At 44.4% G+C, this 25,126-nt stretch carries 22 protein-coding genes; 1 reads left to right on the top strand and 21 read right to left on the bottom strand.

What is annotated here, in order from left to right:
* Positions 1–2: 2 nt before the first annotated feature.
* The 3 genes from argB to argC all read right to left on the bottom strand — a co-directional run bounded on the left by argB (position 3) and on the right by argC (position 3,196).
* Positions 3–788, bottom strand: a complete 786-nt coding sequence (gene argB, locus FHS16_RS23160) for an acetylglutamate kinase (RefSeq protein ID WP_183568531.1) — start codon at positions 786–788, stop codon at positions 3–5.
* A 51-nt stretch (positions 789–839) separates the two neighbouring features.
* Positions 840–2,081, bottom strand: coding sequence for a bifunctional ornithine acetyltransferase/N-acetylglutamate synthase (gene argJ, locus FHS16_RS23155; RefSeq protein ID WP_183568456.1), 1,242 nt, complete (start codon positions 2,079–2,081; stop codon positions 840–842).
* A 65-nt stretch (positions 2,082–2,146) separates the two neighbouring features.
* Positions 2,147–3,196 (bottom strand): N-acetyl-gamma-glutamyl-phosphate reductase, encoded by a 1,050-nt coding sequence (gene argC / locus FHS16_RS23150; protein WP_183568453.1) that lies wholly within the window; start codon positions 3,194–3,196, stop codon positions 2,147–2,149.
* A 380-nt stretch (positions 3,197–3,576) separates the two neighbouring features.
* Between argC and FHS16_RS23145 the strand changes: the two genes are divergently transcribed.
* Entirely contained in the window at positions 3,577–4,077 is a 501-nt protein-coding gene (locus FHS16_RS23145) for a hypothetical protein (protein ID WP_183568450.1), read from the top strand.
* Between the two features lie 105 nt (positions 4,078–4,182).
* Here FHS16_RS23145 and FHS16_RS23140 read toward each other — a convergent pair whose 3' ends face one another.
* The 18 genes from FHS16_RS23140 to FHS16_RS23055 form a co-directional block, all read right to left on the bottom strand.
* Positions 4,183–5,067: a YitT family protein gene (locus tag FHS16_RS23140; RefSeq protein ID WP_183568447.1), complete on the bottom strand. Its 885-nt coding sequence runs from the start codon at positions 5,065–5,067 to the stop codon at positions 4,183–4,185.
* An 87-nt stretch (positions 5,068–5,154) separates the two neighbouring features.
* Positions 5,155–6,262 (bottom strand): peptide chain release factor 2 gene (prfB, locus tag FHS16_RS23135; protein WP_183568444.1). Its coding sequence is split into 2 segments (ribosomal slippage): positions 5,155–6,189 and positions 6,191–6,262, totalling 1,107 coding nucleotides; the frame shifts between segments, so codons are not numbered across the junction.
* 67 nt (positions 6,263–6,329) lie between these two features.
* The gene (gene secA / locus FHS16_RS23130; RefSeq protein ID WP_183568440.1) at positions 6,330–8,837 is read right to left on the bottom strand and encodes a preprotein translocase subunit SecA; all 2,508 of its coding nucleotides are present in this window, start codon (positions 8,835–8,837) and stop codon (positions 6,330–6,332) included.
* Positions 8,838–8,977: 140 nt separating this feature from the next.
* A complete protein-coding gene (hpf, locus tag FHS16_RS23125; protein WP_183568437.1) occupies positions 8,978–9,523 on the bottom strand; it encodes a ribosome hibernation-promoting factor, HPF/YfiA family in 546 nt (181 codons plus the stop codon).
* A 252-nt stretch (positions 9,524–9,775) separates the two neighbouring features.
* On the bottom strand, positions 9,776–9,973 hold the full coding sequence (locus FHS16_RS23120; RefSeq protein WP_028608231.1) for a cold-shock protein: 198 nt from the start codon (positions 9,971–9,973) through the stop codon (positions 9,776–9,778).
* Between the two features lie 680 nt (positions 9,974–10,653).
* On the bottom strand, positions 10,654–11,361 hold the full coding sequence (locus FHS16_RS23115) for an acylneuraminate cytidylyltransferase family protein (protein WP_183568434.1): 708 nt from the start codon (positions 11,359–11,361) through the stop codon (positions 10,654–10,656).
* A gap of 1 nt (position 11,362) precedes the next feature.
* Entirely contained in the window at positions 11,363–12,412 is a 1,050-nt protein-coding gene (locus FHS16_RS23110; protein WP_183568431.1) for a nucleotidyltransferase family protein, read from the bottom strand.
* Between the two features lie 144 nt (positions 12,413–12,556).
* Positions 12,557–13,627, bottom strand: a complete 1,071-nt coding sequence (neuB, locus tag FHS16_RS23105; RefSeq protein ID WP_183568428.1) for an N-acetylneuraminate synthase — start codon at positions 13,625–13,627, stop codon at positions 12,557–12,559.
* Between the two features lie 154 nt (positions 13,628–13,781).
* A complete protein-coding gene (gene neuC / locus FHS16_RS23100) occupies positions 13,782–14,945 on the bottom strand; it encodes a UDP-N-acetylglucosamine 2-epimerase (RefSeq protein ID WP_183568425.1) in 1,164 nt (387 codons plus the stop codon).
* A gap of 13 nt (positions 14,946–14,958) precedes the next feature.
* Positions 14,959–16,134, bottom strand: coding sequence for a LegC family aminotransferase (locus FHS16_RS23095; RefSeq protein ID WP_183568422.1), 1,176 nt, complete (start codon positions 16,132–16,134; stop codon positions 14,959–14,961).
* Positions 16,135–16,156: 22 nt separating this feature from the next.
* Positions 16,157–17,164, bottom strand: coding sequence for an NAD-dependent 4,6-dehydratase LegB (locus FHS16_RS23090; protein WP_183568418.1), 1,008 nt, complete (start codon positions 17,162–17,164; stop codon positions 16,157–16,159).
* A 27-nt stretch (positions 17,165–17,191) separates the two neighbouring features.
* Positions 17,192–19,447: a motility associated factor glycosyltransferase family protein gene (locus FHS16_RS23085; protein ID WP_183568416.1), complete on the bottom strand. Its 2,256-nt coding sequence runs from the start codon at positions 19,445–19,447 to the stop codon at positions 17,192–17,194.
* 107 nt (positions 19,448–19,554) lie between these two features.
* Positions 19,555–21,828 (bottom strand): motility associated factor glycosyltransferase family protein, encoded by a 2,274-nt coding sequence (locus FHS16_RS23080; protein ID WP_183568413.1) that lies wholly within the window; start codon positions 21,826–21,828, stop codon positions 19,555–19,557.
* Between the two features lie 120 nt (positions 21,829–21,948).
* Positions 21,949–22,206: a hypothetical protein gene (locus FHS16_RS23075; RefSeq protein ID WP_183568410.1), complete on the bottom strand. Its 258-nt coding sequence runs from the start codon at positions 22,204–22,206 to the stop codon at positions 21,949–21,951.
* Positions 22,207–22,276: 70 nt separating this feature from the next.
* Complete coding sequence (gene fliS, locus FHS16_RS23070) at positions 22,277–22,669, bottom strand: flagellar export chaperone FliS (RefSeq protein ID WP_183568406.1); 393 nt, start codon at positions 22,667–22,669, stop codon at positions 22,277–22,279.
* Between the two features lie 18 nt (positions 22,670–22,687).
* Complete coding sequence (gene fliD / locus FHS16_RS23065) at positions 22,688–24,163, bottom strand: flagellar filament capping protein FliD (RefSeq protein WP_183568403.1); 1,476 nt, start codon at positions 24,161–24,163, stop codon at positions 22,688–22,690.
* An 18-nt stretch (positions 24,164–24,181) separates the two neighbouring features.
* Entirely contained in the window at positions 24,182–24,559 is a 378-nt protein-coding gene (locus tag FHS16_RS23060) for a flagellar protein FlaG (protein ID WP_183568400.1), read from the bottom strand.
* 165 nt (positions 24,560–24,724) lie between these two features.
* Positions 24,725–25,126: flagellin (locus FHS16_RS23055; protein WP_281379168.1), on the bottom strand; the 402-nt coding region annotated here is incomplete at its 5' end.

The following is a 25,126-nucleotide window of genomic DNA, read 5'->3' as shown; positions in this document are numbered from 1 at the left end:
ATCTACACCTGCCCTTCATTCGTTTGAACAATCCGAGTACCTACTCCGCCTTCGCGGACTGCCTTCGTCAACACGCCTGGCTCTTCGCCGCTCACAATAACAACTTCGCGGACTCGGCCTTGTATGCACTGGATCGCTGCTCGTACTTTTGGAATCATGCCGCCATAGATTTCGCCGCTGACAATCATCTCTTCAATTTCTTCAACGGAAACGACAGGCAGCACCTGCTTCTGTCCATCCACTGTTTTAAGAATACCCGGCACATCCGTCACCACGATCATACGCTCTACGCCCAAATGGGATGCGACAGCTCCAGCTGCCGTATCGGCATTGATATTGTAACGCTGGCCTTGATCATCGATTCCGATTGGGGCTATTACCGGCATGTAGCCCATGCCCATTATGCCTTCGATAATGGCTGCATTCACATCTGTAACCTCGCCGACAAAACCAATCTCAGCGGCGTTCGCTACCGGAACAGCTTGAATGAGCTTGCCGTCGACGCCGGAAAGTCCCAAAGACTTTGCACCGTTGATTTGAATTTTTCGGACGATCTCCTTATTGATGCGGCCTGCGAGCACCATCTCGACCACATCCAGAACCGCTTCATTCGTTATCCTCAGTCCATTCACGAATCCCGTCTCGATGCCGAGCTTGCCCAGCGTCTCCGAGATCGCAGGTCCGCCGCCATGCACGATAACCGGCAAAATACCAGCAAGCTGCAGCTCGCGCAGCTCGTCAAAAAAACGGTTTGGAAGCGCCGCGAGCGTGCTGCCGCCGCATTTCATTACAAATCGTTGCTCCGTCACTGATTCATTACCTCCATGCGTGTTCTTTGCTTACGTCCGATACGCCGCATTGATGCGAACGTAATCATAGGTCAGATCGCAGCCCCAAGCCGTTGCCTTTCCTTCACCATTATGTAGATCTACGCGAATCACAACCGTATCGCCTTTCAAATATTCCAAGGCAATCTCCTCATCGAATGCGACAGGACGGGACTGCTCTAATGTCCAAATATCGCCTAGACGGATATCTACTGTTTCAGGATTAACGGGCTGGCCTGCGCGGCCTACTGCCGCAATAATACGCCCCCAGTTCGCATCAGCTCCAAATACGGCGGATTTAACAAGCGAGGATCCGATTACCGTCTTTGCAATCGCTTGTGCAGAATCGTCACTGACAGCGCCATTTACCTGTACCTCAACCAGCTTAGTTGCCCCTTCGCCATCACGTGCGATCGCCTTCGCGAGCACCTCGCACACATAACGAATTGCCGCTGCGAAAGCAGCCCAGCCCTCGTGAGCTTCCGTCAGCTCATTATTCCCTGCAAGCCCGCTTGCCATCGCAACTAGCATGTCGTTCGTGCTTGTATCGCCATCAACCGTAATCATATTAAAAGTCAAATCAGTCGCTTGACGCAGCAATAGCTGAAGTGCCTCGCTGCCGATCGCTGCATCCGTTGTGACGAAGCCAAGCATCGTTGCCATATTCGGATGAATCATGCCTGAGCCTTTCGCCGCACCGGCAACGGACACGCGTTTGCCATCCAGCTCAAGTTCGACACAAACCATTTTCTGCACTAGATCCGTTGTCAGAATAGCTTGGCAGAAATCATCCGCGCCCGTGCGCGAGCCATTCAACCTAGCTGGCAGGCCATCAATGCCATTACGCACATTATCCATCTTAAGCAGTTCGCCAATGACGCCTGTTGAAGCAACTGCAACTTGATCCTTTGAGACACCAATGGACTCCGCAAATCTAGCGCTCATCTCATAGGCATCGGCTTCGCCCTGCTTGCCTGTGCACGCATTCGCATTGCCACTGTTCACCAGCACCGCACGCAGGACACCGCCAGCGGCGATGCTCTCACGGGTTACTTGCAGCGGTGCGGCTTGAAACGCATTCGTCGTATAAACGCCAGCCGCAGTTGCAGGGACCTCGCATACAATTGCGCCAAGGTCATGTCGCGTCGTTTTTTTGAGACCGCAGTGCAGTCCGCCTGCCGAAAAGCCTTGAGGCGTTGTGATCGAGCCGTCCGAGACGACCGTGAACAAAGCTGTCGTATTATCCTGTACCATCGTAAAATCGTTTCTCCTTCACCTGTATGAATAGGAATATAAGTTCAAAAATGATTCAAGTCTGCTTAAGGATAAACGGGAACAAATTGCAAGCCCAGCGTCTCATCCCAGCCCATCATGATGTTCAGGTTTTGAATCGCTTGCCCTGCCGCCCCTTTAACTAGGTTGTCAATAACTGACACGATGGTTACCCGGCCCGTACGTTCGTCAACCGCAAAGCCTATATCGCAATAGTTCGAGCCCCATACTTCCTTCGTCGTCGGCCATTGGCCTTCTGGACGAATACGTACAAATTTACGGCCTTCATAGTAGGAACGGTAAAGCTCTACGAAGTCAGCTGAGCTCCGCTCGCCTTGTACAGCAGCATACATCGTCGACATAATCCCGCGCGTCATCGGTACGAGATGCGTAGTAAAAGTCGTTACGACCGGCTTGCTTGCCACGTCCGATAGCACCATTTCAATTTCTGGGATATGTTGATGCTGGTTCAATTTATAAGCCTTCAGATTTTCGTTCAGCTCGGAATAATGTGTGCCTAAAGATGCACCGCGGCCTGCCCCGGAAACTCCGGACTTGGCATCAATAATAATAGTGGAGGGATCAATCCATCCCGCTTTAACTGCCGGAATAAGGCCTAGCAGCGTTGCTGTCGGATAACATCCGGGATTCGAAATAAATGGAGCATTCAGCACTTGGTCTCCATAAATTTCGGCCAAGCCGAATACCGCCTGCTTCAAGTAAGCTTCATCCGCTGCAGGCTTTTTATACCATTGCTCATACAATGCAGGCGACTTCAGTCGGAAATCACCTGACAGGTCAATAATTTTCAGATCTGCTTCAAGCAACGATGGCACTAGCTTTGCTGCTACACCCGCTGGCGTTGCCAAAAACACAACATCTGCTTTAGCCTTGATTGCTGCTGGATCTACATCATCTAGTAGCTCCTCGCGAATACCGGTCAAATGCGGATATCCTTCCGTGATTGGCGTACCAGCGCTTGAAGACGAAATGACCGATGTCACCTCTGCAAGCGGGTGGGAAGCAAGCAAACGAATGAGCTCTACGCCGCCGTAGCCGGTCGATCCAATAATTGCTATTTTTACTTTTATGCCCATATTGATCTCTCCTCGAAACGAAATGCCGCAGGCCCAGCAATAATCGCGCCGCAGCTGTATCTATTGCTCTTTCCGCACGCGGAAAGGTTGACTTCTTCTTCAACTTATAATTGTACAACATTCGGCAGTTGATGGAAATATGCAGGTTTATTCGTATTATTATACATTCCAATTCATAATAATACAACGAACAATTATGGCTATTTTTTATCCAATATTCAACTTTAAAAGGATAAATATATTCATAAAACAGAACAAACGTTCTCGTTTTTATGTTATCATACGAGTAGCAGAAATGATATACTAATTTCAACGAGAGAAAGATGGACGGCGCCACACCAAGCTAAACAGCTATTCATTCAAATGGAGGTGACTTAAGTATGGGAGAGAACATTTTGCAGCAAATTCTAAATGAGTTAAGCTCATTGAGAGACGGGCAGCAGAACATGGAGCGTACGTTAAGCGAGGTCAAAGAAGAACAGCAGAGCATGCGGCATACGCTCAGCGAGGTCAAGGATGAGCAGCAGAGCATGCGGCATACGCTCAGCGAGGTCAAAGAAGAGCAGCAGAGCATGCGGCATACGCTCAGCGAGGTCAAAGAAGAGCAGCAGAGCATGCGGCATACGCTCAGCGAGTTAAAGGTCGAGCAGCAAACAACTAACCAACGTCTGCATCAAATCGAAGCTCTCGTCGTTGATATTCCACTGATTCGTCAGGCTGCGCTGGAAACACTCGAGATTTCAAAACGACTCGATGCCGGACAAGCGAGCTTCGAGCGCAAAGTAACAGCTGAATTGAATACGCACAGCTTCGGGATTGATATTCTGAATCGAGAACAGCTTAATCTTAAAACGGAAATTGAAAAGCTAAAACGAAAGTAATCTAATACCAGCGATCCAATGAGGATACAAGCCCGCCTTGCCATTCAACGGCAGCCATTTCTTGTATCCTATATATTCCCTTTCACCGCAGACGCTCCAACTTTGCTAGTTCTCCAATTTAAAGCCCTGCCCCAATACCTCAGCCGTATTGCTGATGATAACAAAAGCACCGGGATCAATCGCTCGTACCAGCTGCTTCAGCTTTGGAACCTCATTCTGCCCTACCACTACCATAAGAACAGTACGCCCTGCACCCGTATACCCGCCATGGCCGTCTAACCGCGTTAAGCCACGATCCAGATCATTCAGTATGGCAGCACTAACCTCTTCTGAATAATCACTTATGATGAACGCCACCTTGGACAGCTGCAGCCCGCTTTGTACGAAATCAATCGTCTTGCTCGTCACGAACAAGCCAATCAATGCGTATAAGGCGACCTCAGGCGATATGATGAAACCAGCAGCTACAATCACGCAGCCATCGAAGCACACAATAGCTAAGCTCAGCGGCAAGCCCGTATAGCGATGCAATATTTGTGCCGCTAGGTCCAGGCCGCCCGTCGAGGCGCCCCCGCGAAAAACAAGACCGAGGCCAAGCCCCACTCCAATACCGCCATAAATAGCCGCTAGCAGCGGATTATCTGTCGGAGACTGGAATCCGTCTGTCAGTAAAACGAACAAAGGCAATATGATGGAACCAAGCGCTGTTTTTGCACCAAACCTTTTACCGAGCAGCCAGAGACCTGCGATAAATAAAGGGATATTGATCGCCCATTGCGTAATGGCAGGCGTGATATTCGCTACTCGTTGAACCAGTATCGAAACGCCAGATACGCCTCCCGATGCAATGCCGTTCGGAACCATAAACATATTGAAGCTGATCGCAACAATAATAGAACCGATAAGAAGCTGGACAATGCTCCATGCCGACTGGGCGCGCGGGCTCATCCTCGGTCCGTTCTTTCTTCTTTTCACTGTACTAGCGCTCATGCTAAATATCTCCTCGCAAGCTGATTTTCGCAAAAAGAAGAGCTCCACACGCAGAACGTGTCGGAACTCTTCCCCTAATGCTATTCTTTAATCATGACGAATCTGATGGCGCAAGTAACCGTCAATAAACGCATCTATATCGCCATCCATCACGGCGCCAACATTGCCTGTCTCAACCGATGTCCGATGGTCCTTGACCATACTGTAAGGATGGAATACGTAAGACCGGATTTGACTGCCCCAAGCAATCTCTGACTGATCACCGCGAATTTCGGCAAGATGCTTCATCTGCTCCTCGATCTTTCGATCATACAGCTTGGAGCGCAGCATCTTCATCGCCTTCTCCCGGTTCTGAATCTGCGAGCGTTCCTGCTGGCACGCTACCACAATGCCAGAAGGAATATGCGTGATGCGGATAGCCGATTCCGTCTTATTGACGTGCTGGCCGCCCGCTCCGCTCGCACGGTACGTATCTACCTTCAAATCCTCCGAGCGAATCTCAATCTCGATGCTGTCGTCGATTTCAGGAACGACATCGCAAGAAGCGAATGACGTATGACGTCGGCCAGCGGAGTCGAATGGCGAAATGCGAACAAGCCTGTGCACGCCTTTCTCCGCTTTTAAATACCCATAAGCGTTGAAGCCTTTAACCAGAATAGTAACGCTTTTGATTCCAGCCTCGTCACCGGGCAGATAGTCAAGCAGCTCTACCTTGAAGCCGCTTTTCTCTGCCCAGCGCGTGTACATGCGGTACAGCATCAGTCCCCAGTCTTGCGACTCAGTCCCGCCCGCGCCAGGATGCAGCTCAAGAATGGCATTGAGCTTGTCATACGGCTGGTTGAGCAGCAATTGAAGCTCGAAGTCGCTGACCTTGCGCATCAGCTTCTCTACGCCGCTTACAACGTCCGCGGCAAGCGACTCATCGCTTTCCTCTTCCGCCAACTCCAGCATCATTTGCAGGTCTTCCTGCTCGCCATTCAGCCCATCATAATGGTCTACGACTGACTTCACAGCATTTAACTCCGCGATGACGCCTTGCGCTTTCTCATTATCATCCCAGAAATCAGGAAGCGTCATTTTCTCCTCGAAATTGGCGATGATCTCTTGCTTAAGATCTAAGTCAAAGAGACCCCCTGAGCTCTTGGAGCCGCTTGGCCATTTCACGCAGGTCTTGTTTAACCGTTATGTCTATCATAGCGTCCGCTTCACCTCAAAATAATTGTTCGTTCTCTACACTATGCCGTGCCTTCGAACGCCGTTCCTTACTTGCCGTGGCAAAGCTTATACTTCTTGCCGCTGCCGCAAGGGCAAACATCGTTGCGTCCAACGCGCTCCTCGCGCTTAGCCGGACGTTTTTCCATTGCCTCTCCGCCGCCGCTTGTCGTCGTCGTTTGGCCCTGAGCAACCTCTTGGCGCTCCAAGTTGCTCTCTACGCGTGCCTTCATGATATATCTCGCGACTTCCTCTTGGATGCTCTCGATCATTTCCTTAAACATCTCGAAGCCTTCGAATTGGTATTCGCGAAGCGGATCCGTACCGCCGTATGCACGCAAATGGATACCTTGGCGAAGCTGATCCATCGCATCGATGTGATCCATCCACTTGCTGTCTACTGCGCGAAGCACGACAACCTTCTCGAATTCACGCATCGTTTCCGCGCCAAGCTCTTCCTCACGCTCATCGTAAGAAGCTACGACCTCAGCAAGGATATATTCAACGATCTCTTCCTTTTCCTTGCCCCAAATCTCTTCCTTGGTCAAAGAACCTTCGTTCAGGAATGTCGCATGCGCGTAATCCACGATTGCTTGAAGATCCCACTCCTCCGGAATATCCTCCGAGCAATGCGCTTCCACGATGCGTTCAATGACAGGCTTAAGCATATCCATCACTTCTTGGCGGATGTTCTCCGAACCAAGGATATCACGGCGCTGTTTATAGATAACTTCACGTTGTTGGTTCATCACATCATCATATTGAAGGACAACCTTACGAATATCGAAGTTATTACCCTCAACGCGTTTCTGTGCAGATTCAATCGCTCTAGAGATCATGCGGCTTTCGATCGGCTGATCCTCATCAAGGCCCAGCTTGTCCATCATGCCCATTATGTTCTCAGAACCGAAGCGGCGCATAAGCTCATCTTCAAGCGATAGGTAGAACTGCGATGAGCCTGGGTCGCCTTGACGTCCCGCACGACCGCGCAGCTGGTTATCGATCCGACGGCTCTCATGGCGCTCCGTACCGATAATATGCAAGCCTCCAAGATCAGCAACCTGATCGCCTAGCAAAATATCCGTACCGCGGCCTGCCATGTTCGTTGCGATCGTCACGGAGCCCGCTTGTCCTGCGCGCGAAATAATTTCCGCTTCCTCCGCATGGAACTTCGCGTTAAGCACCTTATGCGTTACGCCGCGGCGTTTCAGCATATCGGATAACTTCTCTGAGTTCTCGATAGATATTGTACCGACCAGTACAGGTTGGTTCTTGCTGTGGCGCTCGACGATTTCTTCTACAACCGCTTTAAACTTGCCGTTCTCAGACTTGTAGACTACGTCTGCAATGTCCTTGCGGATCATGGAACGGTTCGTAGGCACTTGAATAACATCAAGTCCGTAAATACGCTTGAACTCTTCTTCCTCTGTTTTCGCCGTACCTGTCATGCCCGCAAGCTTGCGGTACATACGGAAATAGTTCTGGAACGTAATCGTCGCAAGCGTCATGCTTTCATTCTGAACCTTTAGCTGTTCTTTTGCTTCAATAGCTTGATGCAAGCCGTCGCTGTAACGGCGTCCAGACATCAGGCGACCCGTAAACTCATCGACGATCACAACCTCATCATCTTCCACAACGTAATCCACGTCGCGTTTCATTATGAAGTTGGCTTTGAGTGCCTGCTGAACATGGTGGTTCAGCGTAACATTCGCATGGTCGAACAAGTTCTCAATTTGGAACGCCTTCTCCGTCTTCTCAACGCCTGATTCCGTCAGCATAACGCTGCGCAGCTTAATATCAATCGTGAAATCCTCTTCAGGCTTCAAGCGGCTAATAAAACGGTCTGCGGCAAAATAAAGCTCAGTCGATTTCGCGGCTTGCCCGGAAATAATAAGCGGAGTCCGCGCTTCGTCGACCAAGATGGAGTCCACTTCATCAATGATGGCAAAATAAAGCGGACGCTGAACCATTTGTTCCTTGTACAGAACCATGTTGTCGCGCAAATAGTCGAATCCGAACTCATTGTTCGTTCCGTACGTAATATCGCAAGCATACGCCTCTTGCTTCTCGTCATGCGACAACCCGTGAAGATTGCAGCCAACCGTCATACCTAGGAAGCCATAAAGCTGGCCCATCAGCTCGCTATCGCGCTGAGCCAAGTAATTATTGACAGTAATGACATGTACGCCTTTGCCGAGCAGAGCGTTCAGATAAACCGGCAGCGTAGCTACCAGCGTTTTACCTTCACCCGTTCTCATCTCCGCGATCTTGCCTTCATGAAGAACCATACCGCCTAGCAGCTGTACATCGAAGTGACGCATGCCAAGCGTACGCTTGGAAGCCTCTCTAACCGTTGCAAAAGCTTCTGGCAGAATCTTGTCCAGTGTTTCGCCTTTTTCAATTCTTGCTTTAAATTCCTCAGTCTTCGCGCGCAGCGCTTCATCGGATAAGGCCGTATACTTCGACTCTATCGCATTTACTTCATCTACCGTCCGCTGGAGCCGTTTTACCTCGCGCTCGTTATGGTCACCAAATATCTTCTTCACTAATCCGAGCATGGAATTCCCCTTTCGTAATGACGCCTCTTTGCATTAAATTGTATCAGTTTGTCGACACCGCCGCAACGAGGACGCGTGTAAAAGAAAAAGCCTCTCTCCTTATCGGAGAAAAGGCCCTTCGATGTTAAGTATAATGGCGTTTAGCCTTGCTCAATTAATCCATATTTGCCATCGCTTCTTTTGTATACAACACTGATTTCCTTGTTGTCTACATTGGAGAAAACGAAGAAGCTATGCCCTACCATATTCATCTGTAAAATCGCTTCTTCCACATCCATTGGCTTGAGTGCGAAGCGTTTGGTTCGTACCAGCTCCAAATCATCCTCTTCCTCAAGAACGCCCACTGCTGAGCCTTCTTCCTTAAACAGTGCGCGAACGCCGCTGCCTTGGCGGAACTTACGATTTACTTTCGTTTTATGTTTGCGTATTTGACGTTCGAGTTTGTCCGCAACCACATCAATCGATGCGTACATATCCTCGCTTTTCTCCTCGGCTCTTAGCATAACGCCGGTGAGCGGAATGGTCACCTCAACTGCATGTTTGCCTTTGGTAACCGATAGTGTCACATTAATATCGGAGGTGATTGGTGCTTCAAAATATTTATCCAATCGGCTGAGTTTTTTTTCGACGTAGTCTCTCAATGCATCTGTCACTTGAAAGTGTTGACCTCGAATGTTGTAGTTCATGGGGAACTCCTCCTTTACATGGTCTTATTATAGCATATGTAAGCATTGAGATCAAAATAGTTTTTGTTTTATTTAGAATTTTCAGATAAATAATACGATGGAACTAATAGACTCCTGTACCCAAAGCAACGCCTTGCTTAACCGATTATGATTCGCCCTACAGGAAACAAAAAAAAGCCCCGGTTACCCGGAGCTGATGTTAAATGCATATGTGATGATCCAAAATATAAGTTGGCTGGATCAGCCGAATGATTACAGTTTAACTACGTTAGCTGCTTGTGGTCCACGAGCGCCTTCAACAATATCGAACTCCACGGATTGGCCTTCTTCAAGTGTTTTGAAACCTTCAGTTTGGATAGCGGAGAAATGAACAAATACGTCGCCGCCTTGCTCAGTCTCGATAAACCCATAACCTTTTTCTGCGTTAAACCATTTAACTTTACCTTGCATGTGCAAACATTCCCTTCATCTTCAAATACTGTGAGGCATCTCTTCGTATAACCCACAATTTGACTATAACACCGACTTCACGGAATTGTCAAACAATTTGTTGTAAGCGGATTCAACCGCTGTTTTAGCTAATGTACACAATATAGTTCTTAAAGACACAGATGCATTTTTATCATAAAATATCCGATAATGGTCATTGTAAATCTTGATTCACTACTGATTATCAATCGTTCTAAGTTCGGCTGCTAAAAAATCTCTTTTATCTAGATATAAGGGCATGGTAGACAATCAAACTTCTTCCATCGTTTCGTTTATGCTGTGAAATTAAATTCAGATATAGTCCACTTTGTTTGTTTCCGTATATCGCATTCTGACGTATGGATGCCACCAGGCCACTTAGATCCTGCCATCAGAAATATCAACTGCTTAAAGCTGAGGATGGACTCTGTCAAATTCAAGCTTGTTTCTGTCGTTTTATTCAACGTAAAAGCTGCGAACGAGCTAACAATGCCTATCACTTGATATTCATCTTTCACAAAAGAAAAGGCATCTCAGCTAGCTCCGCAGCCTACATCCAAAATAACAGCGTCCCGATCATTGAACACATTTTCGCAAAATCACAAAATGTGGATTCCTCTTGAATATTCACTTTTGATAAAACCCAATTAAATATTTGAAGTTCAACGGTTCGCGATCGTTTTGCTTGCACTGCTTTCAATTAATATTTCGCATAAACGAAAATCAGTTAATGTATCGATATCGATGGACCTTTCATGGGGCATAACATAGGCCACCGTCTCTTCCGTCAAAAATGATTCTGTCTCCTTTAATTGCTCGACACTAGAAACGTACACAGCACCATTCAGAGAATAAACTTTAGGCAAGTCCTGCCTCGGTACGGCTATTGCCTCGCCCATTACTGGTTTCATTCTATTTTCTTCATTTAATTGAAACATCCAATACGGGCTCTTCTCTTGCTCGGTAACCGATACGGCCGCTGTAGCGGCAGAAGCAACAAACAACTCAATGCAACTATCAATGTCATTATAATTCCTTAGAGGTGACGTAGGCTGTAGTAGAACAACATAGTCATAACCAGGGATTTGCTCGATTGCGTGCAGAATCGGTGAGATTCCGGACGTATCATCTTGTGCCAGGCTCGCTGGTCGAATAAAAGGGACATTTCCTCCGTATTCGACGGCTGCTTGTATTATGGCTTCGTCGTCAGAAGAAACAATGACTAGATCAATATAAACCGATTTATTGGCCTCTTCGATCGTCCATGCTATAAGCGGCTTTCCAGCAAGATTATGAATATTTTTACCAGGAACACCCTTAGAGCCTCCTCTAGCAGGAATGATGGCCAAAACCTTTTTCTCATTTATCATATTAGAAGATCCCTTCTAAATGTTCGCTATTCGCTCGTTCAAAGTCATCCATTCTGCCGATATCCATCCAATATTCCCGAATCGGAAATGCTGAAGTTGGTGCATTAAGCTGCAGCAGCTTTTCGAACAATGAAGGCATATCATAAAATGTTTGCTCAGGAATGTGATGCAGCACCTCAGGGGAAATCACATAGATTCCACCACTAATAAAAAATTGTTGAACGGGCTTCTCTTCTATGCTTTGAAGCCTATAATTATCCACCTTGACAACACCGTAAGGTACTTGAAACTCGTATTCTCTGACACACATTGTAGCTTTTGCCCCTGTATCCAAATGAAAATCAAGTAATTGCTGGAAATTAACTTTCGTCAGTAAATCCCCATTCATGACAAGTATAGGTTTGTCTGGTATGAACGGTAATAAGCTTAACGCTCCTGCAGTACCTAACCGTTTATTCTCCTGCAGGTATATAATTTCAACGCCCCACTTCAATCCATTTCCAAAATACTCCATAATCATATCTGCTTTATAGTTAACTGATATAATAAACCGATAAAACCCATTCGAGATGAAGTTCTCCAATATCACTTCAAGAATTGGCTTGCTACCTACTTTCAATAACGGCTTAGGACAGTCCCTTGTTAATTCACCCAGTCTTGTCCCTAACCCGCCCGCCATTAAAACGACCCAGTTGTCGCTGCGTTCAAGTTTAATGATCTCACCGAGCAATTCTAGTCGTAGGATCTTCCCATCCGCATTCGTTATTGGTATGTGTTTTAAGTTATAGTTCTTCATCTTTGCATAGACAATATCTTTACTGTCCACGTCAAGCGAGGTGATTGGATCGTTTTTCATAATTAGATTTACTTCGCTATTTAAATCGATTCCCCTTAATATCCCCCTGCGGATATCACCATCTGTTATTGTTCCAATCAGTCGTTTATCAGTATCAACTACAAGTGCAATTTGAACGGTGCCTTTATCAATAATATGTAGAGCCTCCAATATGGAGGTGTGTGGTGAAATCAATAGTTTATCGATCTGTTTCATTTTCAGTCCCCCTTTTAGCCCTAGCTTGTACTCTATATATCGGTAAGCACTCGTTATAAAATAAGAAAAACCGCAAGAATATAGCTCTTTGCGGTCTGGTAAATAAATCTATAGCTTGATGCAAACGCCCTATTAAGCATGATCTCAATCAATTAGATCATCCGCATTATAAGCTCTGCTCGCCTGTTTGCCAAGTAAACTCCAGTACGCAGAAGGAGGCAAACCACTGCCTGGCCGTTTTAAAGTAAGATTGGCTTCTGTCATTTTTTCCCCAATGGCAATCGGTTGTGCGGCAACTATGCTTTTCCGAGCTGGACTCGCATTGCGCAACTCCGAAGCCGCCGGGATTTTATTTGATATTCCCATCGCCAGCTCTACATTGCGAATTTGGCTAACTAGTCCGCGCAGCTCTTCAGGCTCCATTGATGCCAAATGGTCAGGACCATCTAACATTTTATTTAACGTGAAGTGCTTCTCAATGACAGTAGCTCCTAATGCAACAGCCGATACCGATATCTCTGAACCATTGGTGTGATCAGAATATCCTGTCAGTAAACCAAATGCTTGGCGTAAGGTAATCATTTTGTTTAAGTGAACATCACTATATGCAGTAGGATAATCTGTTGTACAATGCAGAAGGGTCACTTTCTTACGCAGCAATGCCTGTCCTTCCTCAGAACAATAAGCCTCCCTGAAACGAGATAACGAAGGGAGGTTCTCGTTTCCCAAATAGGCAAAAGCTAAAGCACCTAACGCTTCTTCGATCTCTCCAAGTATTGATATTCCAGTAGATAATATAACGTTGGCCCCACTTTTGCCGGCTTGATGTAGAAGAGGGAGATTTGTAATATCTCCTGAAGATATTTTTAATGTTCGCAAGCCTAATTGCTCTGTCAATAGCTTAAGACTCGATTGATCAAACGGCGTTGACAAAAATTCAATCCCAGCCATTTGACACTCATTCATAAGCACTACGTGATCTTCCGCTGTCAACTCGAGCCTACGTATCATCTCCAGTTGCGATTCTTCCGCATCCGTCGTTTTTTTCTGGTAGTCCGCTTTGGCTGCATGTCTGCTGACGAGTTTATCTGCTTGAAAGGTTTGAAACTTTACAGCATCCGCACCCGCTGCAACTGCTGCATGAACGAGTTTCTTAGCCAATTGAAGCGAACCGTTATGATTAACACCAGCCTCAGCAATAATATATACACTCATTCAAATACCTCCCTTTAACTAATTGCGCATATGGATTATTATGCGATACTACCCTCTACGTTACGTAATCAAACCTCTGTTATAAATTAAAGAATGTATCTAAATTATGGAGTATACTGCTAACAACATATAATTTCGACTGCTGGCTTACATCTTACAATTCAACCTCAAAAAACTTTTTGTTAATTATTCCGTCTATATCGACATGCCTCAAAACGTGTTTCACTTTCTTGGCTGTCATTCCATCCCCATATATGGACACGGCCTCTTCAACATTTGATTTTAAAAAGATTGGATCGAGTGCTTGGGATATGGACTTAATAATTTCCTCACTTTGTTCTGAAGTTTCTATTATGGTTGACCCCTTCAGTCTACCTTTCTGCCTATTACCAATATCGATTGTTGGCTTTTTAAACATAGGGACCTCAATGACACCGCTAGAAGAGTTCCCAATAACAACATCAACATATTGCAAGGCGCTCAAATATCTTAGTTTCCCAAGTGACTGGAAACTTACGGTACGCCCAGGGTTTTTTTGAGTGTAATCATCTATCATATGGCCAATAATTCTACCATTTGTATCCGCATTCGGTTTAGTGAAAATGATATTGGCATGTTTAAAATAGTCTAAAGCCTCTAACAAGGCTGTAGTCAGCTCCTCAGAGCTTGCTTGCTTGAGCGTTAGAGGATGATAGGTAACTAAAAAGTTCACGGCTCCCAACTTAAAATCAATTGAAGCTTCAAACTCTTTTCTGGAAAGTAAATTCAATTGCCGAACATTATCTAGCCCTATTGCGCCCACGTTATATACGCGATCTGGGTGCTCCCCTAGTTGTATGACTCTATTGCGATATTTTTCTGTTGAAGCAAAGTGCAGATGTGACATCTTTGTAATAGAGTGTCTAATGGCTTCATCCAAAACCCCCTCCGTGCTTTCTCCTCCATGAAGATGAGCAATAGGGATATTAGCGATCATCGCGGCTTGTGCGGCTACCATTGTTTCAAAGCGATCACCAAGCAGCACAACGATATCAGGATTTAAACGGTTAAGCACATCAGCAAAGCCAATCAGACCTAAACCCATTGATTTGGTAACCCCGACTCGCGTATCGCTTGACAGTAACATCTCGACCTTTTCATCAATATGAAAACCATCATCCAAAATCTCTTTGTATGTGTTCCCGAACTCTGGAGCCAGATGCATGCCTGTTACGACCAGCTGCAGTTTCAGTTCCAGATCTGCCTGTATCTCTTTCAATAGGGGATATAATAAGCCGTACTCAGCGCGAGAGCCTGTAACAACGCATATTTTCCTCACTTTGTTTTCTCCCTCACTCCATTAATGTCACACTGCTTGGAATATTAATGACTCGCATTTCCAACTCTTCAGTGGTACTCAAATCCATCCGGGGGCAATCCTGATACATGAGCAAACGGTGCATAGGAGTCCATATTGGCCGAGTCATAATGCCCGCTTCGTTCGTCGCATCTAGAATTTGGTTTCTTAATCGCTCATCAGACTGATCCAATATAATGGCATTCAGCCAGTAATTGCTTGAAACATGATTCTGTTCTTCGAACCACTGTACACCGTCTACTTGCAGCAACGATTCTTTATACCGTTGTGCAAGCTTACGTTTTCTTATTAGAAAATCTGGCAGCTGTTCTAATTGTGCACAGCCCAAAGCGGCATTCAAATTAGGCATCCTCATATTAAAAGCTGTTTCGTCGTGATGAAAAGCCCAACGATGCGGAATTTTGGCGGTTGTCGTCAAATGCTTTACTCTTTTCGCTATCCCTTCATCCGCTGTAAGAACAGCTCCGCCGCCACCGGTTGTAATAATTTTATTGCCATTAAAGCTCAATGCCGCCAATTTGCCATAGGTCCCTGTATGGTGGCCTTTATAATAAGAGCCAAGTGATTCTGCCGCGTCTTCAACCATCACCAGCCGATATCTTTCGCAAACCTCTACTAGAGCATCTAATTCAACCGGGTGCCCAAACGTGTGCATGGGAACCACAACAGAGATTCTACGCCCTGTTTGCCGGTTATAAGCATATCCATCCGTTTTAACGTATACAATCTCTTGCAAATACTGATCTAGTTTAACTGGATCTACGCCCATTGTTTGATTTGCTACATCGATTAGATGCGGGATAGCGCCGCAATACGAAACGGCATTTGCGGTTGCCACGAACGTTAATGATGGAATAAGTACTTCATCATTCGCTTGGACGCCTGCTAACAGCAAGCTGATATGAAGAGCCGCTGTACCGTTCATAACGGCAATAGCATATGGTGAGCCTGTATATTCTGCGAGATTACGCTCAAATTGATCAACGTATTGCCCTACGGAGGATACCCATCCTGTATCCAGACATTCCTTTATATATTCCCATTCACTTCCCTGGAACGCCGGCTCATGCAGCGCTGTGAAATTTTTGGGATTAGAAAGTGCTTGCTGGAGAGTCTCCAATATTAACGTTGGTAACCGTTCTCTACTCATTGCAAGGCCTCCTATGTTAAAATTATATATTATATTGATCGGCCTTGTATCTCGACAAATTGTTTTGATCCGTAAACCATTGTACCGTTTTTTCAATTCCTTGCCGAAAGCCTTGAATCCCTCCTAATTCAGGCGTCCAGCCTAAAAGGCGTTCAGCCTTCGAATTGTCAGCCCATAACCGTTCTACTTCACTTTTCTCAGGCCTAAATCGCGTTTCATCGCTTACGATTTCAATATCCTTATTCATGACCTTGCTGATGAGTTTAGCCGTATCGCCTATGGAAATTTCATAATTGCTGCCTATATTTATTTCTTCTCCGATACTATTGCTAGACTCTAGCATTGCGATAAAGCCATTAACCGTGTCCAGAACATAATTGAAATCCCTGGTGGGATGAATGGTTCCCAATTTAATTTGTTTATAACCCGATGCTATCTGGGTGATAATAGTCGGAATAACGGCTCTTGCAGACTGACGGGGCCCGTACGTATTAAATGGTCTAATAATGCCCACAGGTGTTTGAAAGGAGCGGTAGAAAGATAAAGCTAACTGATCTGCGGCAATCTTTGTTGCGCTATATGGCGATTGTCCCTGCAACGGGTGCTCCTCTGTAATCGGTACGAATCTTGCAGTTCCATAAACCTCGCTTGTAGAGGTGTGAATAATTTTGGAAACCTGCAGTTCACGGCCTGCCTGTAATACGTTTAAAGTACCCTTGATGTTCGTATCTACGTAAGTGTCTGGAGAATGATAGGAGTAGGGAATGGCTATAAGTGCTGCTAAATGCAGTACTGCATCGCAGCCTTTCATCGCTTCCTTCACACCATAAGGATCACGGATATCGCCTGCAAACGCTTCGAATTTCCCGCAAACATCTTCTGCACACTGATCCAACCATCCCCAAGTATTAAATGAATTATACATAGTAAAGGCACGGACCTCATACCCACTGCGAATTAATGCTTCTGTCAAATGTGATCCAATAAAACCATCTGCCCCTGTTACCAAAACCTTGCGATAGCTGCTCATAGTTTACTCCTTATCTGTCTTGTTATCTCAATTGTTTATAACCGTTTCTATTCTTTGCTTCGATTCCTTAACGATATCCATCAACTCCGCACTTCTATCGATCATCGTTTTTATAAGAGGCTCCATATGATTGCGATAAAAGATAACTTGATCCCGCAGCGTTGTAGCCGCATTCAGCTTCGACAATTCACCTTCAAATTGTTTTAATTCACCTCTACACGCCCTCATGTACAATCCTTTAAATGGATTGCTGGAAGTGACAATTTCCCAATGTCTATCAATTTCCCTGATCGTGGACAAACATTTCTTTGCATTCGTTCTACATAGCCCTGTGAGAAGCCCAATTTGGCTAACAATTTCTCTGCATTGACTCTCACATACCTTCATTTGTTCGGGTAATTGAGCGATACCTTCGTAAATTTCCATAGCCTGCTTTTTACTATAGCTTTGTAGACCAACCATTTCCTTGATCAGGAAATCCTCATGTATAACCCTATTATTCAGCTGTTGTAAAACTTCGATCATTGGCTCCCAGCTTGTATGCTTGATTTTCGCACCCAAGTGTGTCGTATTAACAAACCGGATTTCAGGATATTGCGACAGAAGCTCCTCTAAGTTGTACAGCATGGCTTTCATTCCGTTGTTCGTCCGATTTATTGCTCCCTGTACATTTTCTACTGTGAGTGTTGCTTCCCTAATTCTCGTTTCATTTTGTTCTGCAGATAAGTGCTTTGCTCCACTTGCATACACCTGCGTACCTGAATACGATAGATCCTGTCCTGCAAATACAATATCCTTACAGCCCATATAAATGGCCGCTTGGACGGCAGTCCCTGTCACGGAATGTGTTGTTTTGAATACCGCGTTTTCCATTGCTTGAACTCCCATAAAATGCTCAATTGTCGAATCACTCTTAAGATGCACATGAAGCAAGCGGTTCACCCGATGTTCGATGATTCGATAATTAATCATCGCTGCAAACAACAGCGGAATATGATTGACCTCAAGCGGCTGGAAAGCTTTATAATTCCCCTCTGACCCATCAATGGAAACAATCAGATGCGGCTCTATCCCATAATGTAGCAAGGTTTGGATCGATGTACCCGCAGCAATAATGAATGCATGCTCCTTTAGCTTTCGCAAGTAATCAATATCTACTTCCAGAGACGGACCTGCTCCGACGATAACAGCGGTCACCCCGTCCATCTTATTTTTCATCCCCTCAATTGATGGAGCAGCAAGAAGCGATCTGAGATTATACATGCTATTTCTAGTCCATTCGACACCAAATTTCTTAAAATTATAAATACCATTATTATGATCCATAATCGCTTTTTCTGCATAGCTATAAATCACTTTCAACTCTTCAGCTTTGATCTTACGATATACGGGAAGAACAACAATATTAGGACTATCACTGCTGTATTGGTTAAAGCGCTTCAGCATATCATCTACAACATCCTTCGAAGTACCGACGGCAAATCCGATTATATTCAAGCTCTCAAATAAGCTTTCTATGTCCATTACGCTCATTGCCGCGAGGAGCACCTGTATGTCGGGCTCATAAAGAAATAGACTGTGCTCGGAGTAGACTGCCGCATACTCCTTAGCATGGTATCCATATCCGAAACCATACATCAAAACCTTCGACTTCACTCGTGCGGTACCCGCCATTTTATTAATCCAGGATTTTGCCTCGTTCACCGGATTAAATTGACTGTATACCTGCAATGGCTTACCATTAGCCACGGATATGCTCAGTGTAGGCATTCCATTTCTAGCGTATGCAACATGGTAATGACGATGATCGATCAACTGTATATGGATCTGCGAATATACCTTGTGGTAGCTGTTCTTTAAATATTGCATATTGGCAGCAAAAAATTGTTCCCGCTTACTCTTTACATCTCCAAACTCAACAGCAAGCTGCTGAAATGTGGGGATTAATTCAAATCGAATACATTCACTGGCACCCATGTAATCATCTTGGTCCATGCTCAGGTTCATTGCTCCAAACTTAGCCTTGATGCTGGCAAGAGCACGAATGACACTGTCATGCATAGGATGATAGCTTGCTTTTTCAGCTAGCTCTACTTGAATGTCATTCAGTGTTTTATAGAGATCATCCATTCCCTCGACCATGTCGCCGAACTGAAGCCACGATTGCTCCGTCATGGGGGCGTGAAGCATGTCCTCAACTACTAAGCAAGCCTCAATAAGTTTAGGTAAAAAAAATCTAATATCCTCAATTATTTCGTTTATTGGATATGGAGTGTTAGTCATTCGTCGAGCCTCCTGTCATTCTACCCTATATATCGGTTTTATAGAAAAATATAATAATAAAAACCGTCAGGAAATAATATCCCTGACGGCTTCATAAACCTTTACCTCTATACTTGCTGACTGCTATTGATACTCTCTTCTACTCTGCGCTTAGCTTCTTTAACCACTTCAAACAATTGTGGAGAGTGGCTAATTAGCTTTTGAATCAGTGGCTGCATGATATCTTGAATCAACTTTGATTTTATAACTAAATTTAGTTCAGTCGCCAGCTCTGGCAGGTCACGCTCAAATCGGTTCAGATCATTTTTGAATATCATAAAATAGAAAGCCTTGAATGGGCTGCTGTGTATGATTGCTTTCCATTCCGTATCAATTAAGTTAAACATCTCATAGCATTTTTTCTGGTTTGTCCTGCTTAGCTCGGATAGCTTCCCTATGGTGTCATCAATACGTTTTAAACGTTTTTCATTCAACAGCATTTCGTTTGGCAGCTGTGCGATTTGAGTACGGATTTTATTTACACGATTTTCTTCATAGCCCTTCGCCTGTTGCAGCTCTTTAATGAAAAACGTACTCTCAAGAATATTTCCTTGGAGTCGCAATAAGACTTCCTCCATCGTGCTCCATTCTGTATGCTTGATCTTAGCGCCCATTTGGGTAGTATTGATAAAACGAGCATCTGAAGCATGCTTCAAAGTCATACCCTCAATATCCAATAGGGTTAAACTCATGGCGTGGCTGGTTCGATTCTGTGTTCCTTGTACATTCTCTACGGTTACACCCATAGCTTTAATGGAATTAATGATTATCTCATTTCTCTGCTTCGACATATGCCGGGCGCCTGGAGAATATGTATTTTCACTCGGATAAGATAAGTCCTGTCCTGTGAACACAATCTCTTTGCAACCCAAATACACGGCTGCTTGTATAGCTGTACCTGTCACGGAATGGTTCGAATTAAAAATAGGATCCGGCTCTTGCAGTCCCATAAAATGTATAGTAGGCGAGTCATTGATAAAATGGACATGGCACAGGTTTTCATTTTTTTCATCAAGAATACGATACTTGAGCATAGGTGTAAACAGTAATGGAATATGCTGAATATCCAAACCCTTAAACGCATTGTAATTCGCCTCGGATCCATCCATCGAAACAATTAAATGCGGCTCAATTCCAAAATGAAGCAGCGATTGGATCGTTGAACCTGCCGCAATAATGAACGCATGGTCCTTGAGCTTCCGCAGACACTCGATGTCAGCTTCTAAAGAAGGTCCCGCTCCTGCAATAACGGCCGTCATTCCCTCTAACTTATTCTTTAGATGAAGGATGGAGGGAGTAGTTAACGTTTTCCCTAGGTTATACATACTATTTGTTGCCCACTCCATACCATATTTCTCATACATACGAACGGTGCTGTCATAATTTAATATGGCTGTTTTGGCGTCCTTAGAAAACTCTGTTATATTCACGCTTTTTATACGATCATAGATGGGAATAGAAATGATTTCCGGATCACCCTTCATAAATTTTAGAAACCTGAAAAACAGTTTATCCCTACCTGCTTTATCTGGCCCTACTACAAAATCCGTTATATTCAGCTGATCGAACAAATCCTTGAGATCAATGATGCTCATAGCAGCCAGCAATATTTGTTCATCCGGCTCATAAATAGAAAGCTTCTGGGTCGGATATAACTTCGCGTAACTTCGCGCATGATACCCTAATCCTAAACCAAACATGATGATTTCTGATTTATGTTCAACTTTTTCTGCAAGTGATTTCGCCCAACGTTCAGTCCCAAAGGCCGGATCATATTGGCTGTATAAATAAATGGGTGCTTCTCGATCTGTAACCATGCATAGATTAGGCAAGCCGTTTCGGGCAAATGCCTGTTGATAATGGTTTTTATCTGTAACGACTTTACTTAATTGCATATACAGCTTTGGGTATTTTTGCTGTAAAAAAGTCATGTTGGCAGCATAACGTTGAGCGGCTATCCCCTTAGTATCACCTAGCTCAATCGCAAGCTGTTGAATAAGTGGCGTTAACTCATACTTGATGTAGTCACTCGCTGTAATAAAATCTTCATCATCCATACTTGCATTCATTGCTTGAAATTTTTCAGGTAATTGACTTAACACGACATTTATGGATGCTTTCGGAACATCAAAGCCGTCCAATTCTTCGATCTCTTTAGCAATTGAGGTTAGTGCTTTAAACAGGTCATCCAAGCCTTCTACTAGATCTCCGAATTGCTGCCATGTCTGTTCCGTCATCGGTTCATATAACACTTCGATGACTGCTTCAGATGCATGGGTGAGCCGAGGCAAAAAAAGTTTAATCTCTTCGATGGTTTCTTCTACATATTGCCGACTTTCCATTTTGTATCCCCCCAGCTCCTATTTATTATATCGGATTTTCCTTGACTTAAAATAATATGAACCGCCAGATCACATCTCTAGCGGTTCATGTATAACATTTCATTTTTTAATTAAAAACAATTATTTTTTTTGATCAATGAAGTAGCTTTCAGATGGTGAATTTGAATCATAGCTATTCTTTTGTATGCGTGTCTTATTGACCTTAATAATCATTGCTGCCGCTTCTTGTTTTAACTCATTCATCCGAGCAACCATAACCTCATCATACCCCACGATTTTCCGCAGCATCCGCTTCTCGTCTTCCTCTAATTTAGGTCGACGCTGTAGGACTGGGATAACCTCATCTCTCAACTGAATGAGATCCATCCATTCTTCCATGCTCGTATCCTCCAAGCGCTCCGACAGTTCCAAAGTGGTTTCATACAATTCAATTAATGTACCACTCACTTTAAACTGTCCCCGATTGAACATTTCCTGGCGCGCTTTTTATGGCCTGCTTCCACGCATCACGAAGCTCCATCAGATGTCCAAGCACTTCGCTTGCCATTCTTGCATCTTTTTTGAAATTCGATTGAATGAGTAAATTTAGCATGTATTCATAAATACGAGCCAAGTCTTTTGATATCTCATATTCATGGTCGAGCGAAGCAATCAGTTCATTGATAATCGCCTGTGATTTCATCAAGTACGTATTTGCCATTTCTAAGTTGCGTTTTTCAATTCCTTCTATGGCCGTTTTAGTAAATCTTATTGCTCCTTCATACAGCATAATAATAAGCTGACCTGGTGCCGCTGTTTGAACAGAAGACTGTTGATATACTTTGTATGGCGAATTAAGCAAAGCTTTTCACTCCTTTAACTACGAATAAAAGCTACCCAAGGTTGAGGATTGGCTATTAAATTTATTAATAGCCGATTCCATCGCGCTGAATTGCTTATAATATTGGTCCTCCATCCGATCGAGACGGGTAAGAAGGCTGCTCTCTCTAGATTTCATACTTTTGATTTGAGTACTCAGTGCCGAATTCTCCATAAAGCTTGAGTTCAAATCCGTGCTCACAAGCGAAGTGCCTGCTTTTTTAGAGAGACTGTTTAACGCTGTCATAGATGATTTTGACATCTTGCTAAACACACCCGTAGTGCCGGTAAATAAAGCAGATACATCAGCGGGACTAGATTCGAGTGCGGTTCTGAGCTTGGCTTCATCTAACACGAGTTTACCTTTCTCGGTATAACCTCCTGTAGTGATTCCAATTGAAAGCTTCTTGCCGTCTCCATCCACAATTCCACCTATAAGCGATGTGACCGTTGTTCTCAAATCAGAAACGAGTTGGGAAAGCGTACTATCATTACGAAGTGTGCCGCTCCTTGCTTTTGTTTCCCATTGTTCAATCTCCTTGTCCGTCAATTCTTTCTTCTCTTCACTCGTTAATGGAGCGAAGCTGCGGTTTCTCGCCTCTGACAGCTCCGAGTTGACCGCGTTCATCAAACTGTTATATTCCGTGACAAATGATTTGATCGTTTCAATCGTTTTATTCGTATCCTGTGTCGTTGTAATAGCAGTTGAACTACCTGAAGCCGTCTTTCCTTTGACAGTAAAGTCGATACCGCCTACAGAAAAGCGATTGTTCGCCTGGATATATTCAATTCCGTTAATTTGGACCCTCGCATTTTTGCCATCCTTATATGTTTCCGTTACATCCGTTGAAGCAAAACCGGTTACAGCTAGCCCATTAGTAGTTGATCCATTACCGTCGTCTGTCGTAGAACCCGTCTTAGTTGCCGTTATTGAAAATGAACCTGAAGCGGGATCATACAGAGCCGTCGCTTTAGCAGTGCCGCTAACCGCATTAATTTGTTTTGCAAGCGTACTGAGAGTATCAGTCCCTTTAGCTGTAATCAATACATTATTGATCTCGATGACAGCATCGCCTCCGGTGATATTAAAGCCCAACTCACTTAATGTTTTTTCCTGTCCAGTGCTCGTTGTACCTTTATTAAATTTAAACACGGTATTTGCAGCCGTAGCCACCTCATCTACAAGAATGTCCAGAGAACCCAATGCTGTTGGAGACGTAGAATTGACCGTTAATGCAGCAGTATCACCACTAATCTCAGAAGTTTTAGCGCTCATTGCACTCGACAAATTAAAGGAACTAAGCTTGTTGTTCCGAAAATCAACAATTTTCGTACTAATCGAACGATAGTCCTCTTGCTGCCACTCGACCTTTGTTCGATTCTTGATCATGTTATCATACGTGCTTCTCTTGGCTTTCATCAACTCTTTAACCATTGCGTCAATATCTAGCCCAGAAGCTAAACCTGAAAGTCGCATCTGTCATTTCCTCCCTTATTAAACCCTCTCATCAATGAGGATGCCTGTCAGTTCCATAAGTAGTGCAGCCGCATCGAGCAGCTTCTCTTCAGGAATTTCGCGAATGACCTCCCCACTTTCCTTATCCTTCACCTTGTATACAATGTGATTCGTTGCTTCATGTACAGATCGTTCAATAGTCCTGTCCGGTCCTTGAACAGCTTCTATTAGAAGTTTCATACTTCTCTTTAGATGCGAATCCTCACCATTTAAAGCCGAAATTTTCTGTTCGTTTACTGATAACCGTCCATTATTGGGTACTGCATTGACTACTGCGGCTTCCTTCTCAGGTCCGCTACTCATTTTCTTATCTGTCAAATAGCCCGCCGTGGTGTGTGCAGATGAAATATTCATCATCAATTTCCCCACCTTGATTTCATTTATCTTCTTATTATAATATCGGACTTATCTAGCGTCTTTGTTAGCGCAATTAATAGAAATATACTCATTAAATTATTATTTTCGTGAAATATATAAAAAGAGTCCTTAGAATATCTAAGGACTCTCTTATCTCTAAAAATTTTATTGCAGCAAGGACAATACGCCTTGCGGCTGTGAGTTAGCTTGAGCAAGCATCGATTGAGAAGCTTGTAGAAGAATGTTATTCTTCGTAAGGTTAACCATCTCTTTCGCCATATCTGTATCACGGATACGGGACTCAGCTGCTGTAAGGTTCTCTACAGTCGTACCCAAGTTGTTCGAAGTGTACTCTAGACGGTTTTGCACAGCTCCAAGTTTAGCACGCTCTGTGGAAACCGATTCAATTGCTGTTTCAACATCTGAAAGTGAGCTATCCTTGTCAAGCGCATTAAATGAAGATGTAGTAATAGAACCGATAGAAATCGATTGCGATGCATCATCGGATTGGATAAATGCGCCAGAAGTAATGTTCTTACCATTGAATTTCGTATCGTTCATGATGTT

Origin of the sequence: Paenibacillus endophyticus (assembly GCF_014192395.1) — a bacterium.
Lineage (GTDB): Bacteria > Bacillota > Bacilli > Paenibacillales > Paenibacillaceae > Pristimantibacillus > Pristimantibacillus endophyticus.
Note: the sequence above shows the minus strand (reverse complement) of the source record. Positions and strands in the feature narration are given on the sequence as shown.

Excerpts from the sequence above, each read along its gene's own strand:
- argB (WP_183568531.1), bottom strand. The coding sequence starts at position 788 with ATGAAATGCGGCGGCAGCACGCTCGCGGCGCTTCCAAACCGTTTTTTT.
- FHS16_RS23145 (WP_183568450.1), top strand. The coding sequence starts at position 3,577 with ATGGGAGAGAACATTTTGCAGCAAATTCTAAATGAGTTAAGCTCATTG.
- hpf (WP_183568437.1), bottom strand. The coding sequence starts at position 9,523 with ATGAACTACAACATTCGAGGTCAACACTTTCAAGTGACAGATGCATTG.
- argJ (WP_183568456.1), bottom strand. The coding sequence starts at position 2,081 with ATGGTACAGGATAATACGACAGCTTTGTTCACGGTCGTCTCGGACGGC.
- FHS16_RS23110 (WP_183568431.1), bottom strand. The coding sequence starts at position 12,412 with ATGAAACAGATCGATAAACTATTGATTTCACCACACACCTCCATATTG.
- fliD (WP_183568403.1), bottom strand. The coding sequence starts at position 24,163 with ATGCGACTTTCAGGTTTAGCTTCTGGGCTAGATATTGACGCAATGGTT.
- FHS16_RS23080 (WP_183568413.1), bottom strand. The coding sequence starts at position 21,828 with ATGGAAAGTCGGCAATATGTAGAAGAAACCATCGAAGAGATTAAACTT.
- FHS16_RS23060 (WP_183568400.1), bottom strand. The coding sequence starts at position 24,559 with ATGATGAATATTTCATCTGCACACACCACGGCGGGCTATTTGACAGAT.
- FHS16_RS23075 (WP_183568410.1), bottom strand. The coding sequence starts at position 22,206 with ATGGAAGAATGGATGGATCTCATTCAGTTGAGAGATGAGGTTATCCCA.
- FHS16_RS23140 (WP_183568447.1), bottom strand. The coding sequence starts at position 5,067 with ATGAGCGCTAGTACAGTGAAAAGAAGAAAGAACGGACCGAGGATGAGC.
- FHS16_RS23095 (WP_183568422.1), bottom strand. The coding sequence starts at position 16,134 with ATGAGTAGAGAACGGTTACCAACGTTAATATTGGAGACTCTCCAGCAA.
- secA (WP_183568440.1), bottom strand. The coding sequence starts at position 8,837 with ATGCTCGGATTAGTGAAGAAGATATTTGGTGACCATAACGAGCGCGAG.
- neuB (WP_183568428.1), bottom strand. The coding sequence starts at position 13,627 with ATGAGTGTATATATTATTGCTGAGGCTGGTGTTAATCATAACGGTTCG.
- FHS16_RS23120 (WP_028608231.1), bottom strand. The coding sequence starts at position 9,973 with ATGCAAGGTAAAGTTAAATGGTTTAACGCAGAAAAAGGTTATGGGTTT.
- argC (WP_183568453.1), bottom strand. The coding sequence starts at position 3,196 with ATGGGCATAAAAGTAAAAATAGCAATTATTGGATCGACCGGCTACGGC.
- FHS16_RS23115 (WP_183568434.1), bottom strand. The coding sequence starts at position 11,361 with ATGATAAATGAGAAAAAGGTTTTGGCCATCATTCCTGCTAGAGGAGGC.
- FHS16_RS23090 (WP_183568418.1), bottom strand. The coding sequence starts at position 17,164 with ATGAGCAGCTATCGCAAGGTTTTGGTAACAGGGGCAGATGGTTTTATT.
- FHS16_RS23085 (WP_183568416.1), bottom strand. The coding sequence starts at position 19,447 with ATGACTAACACTCCATATCCAATAAACGAAATAATTGAGGATATTAGA.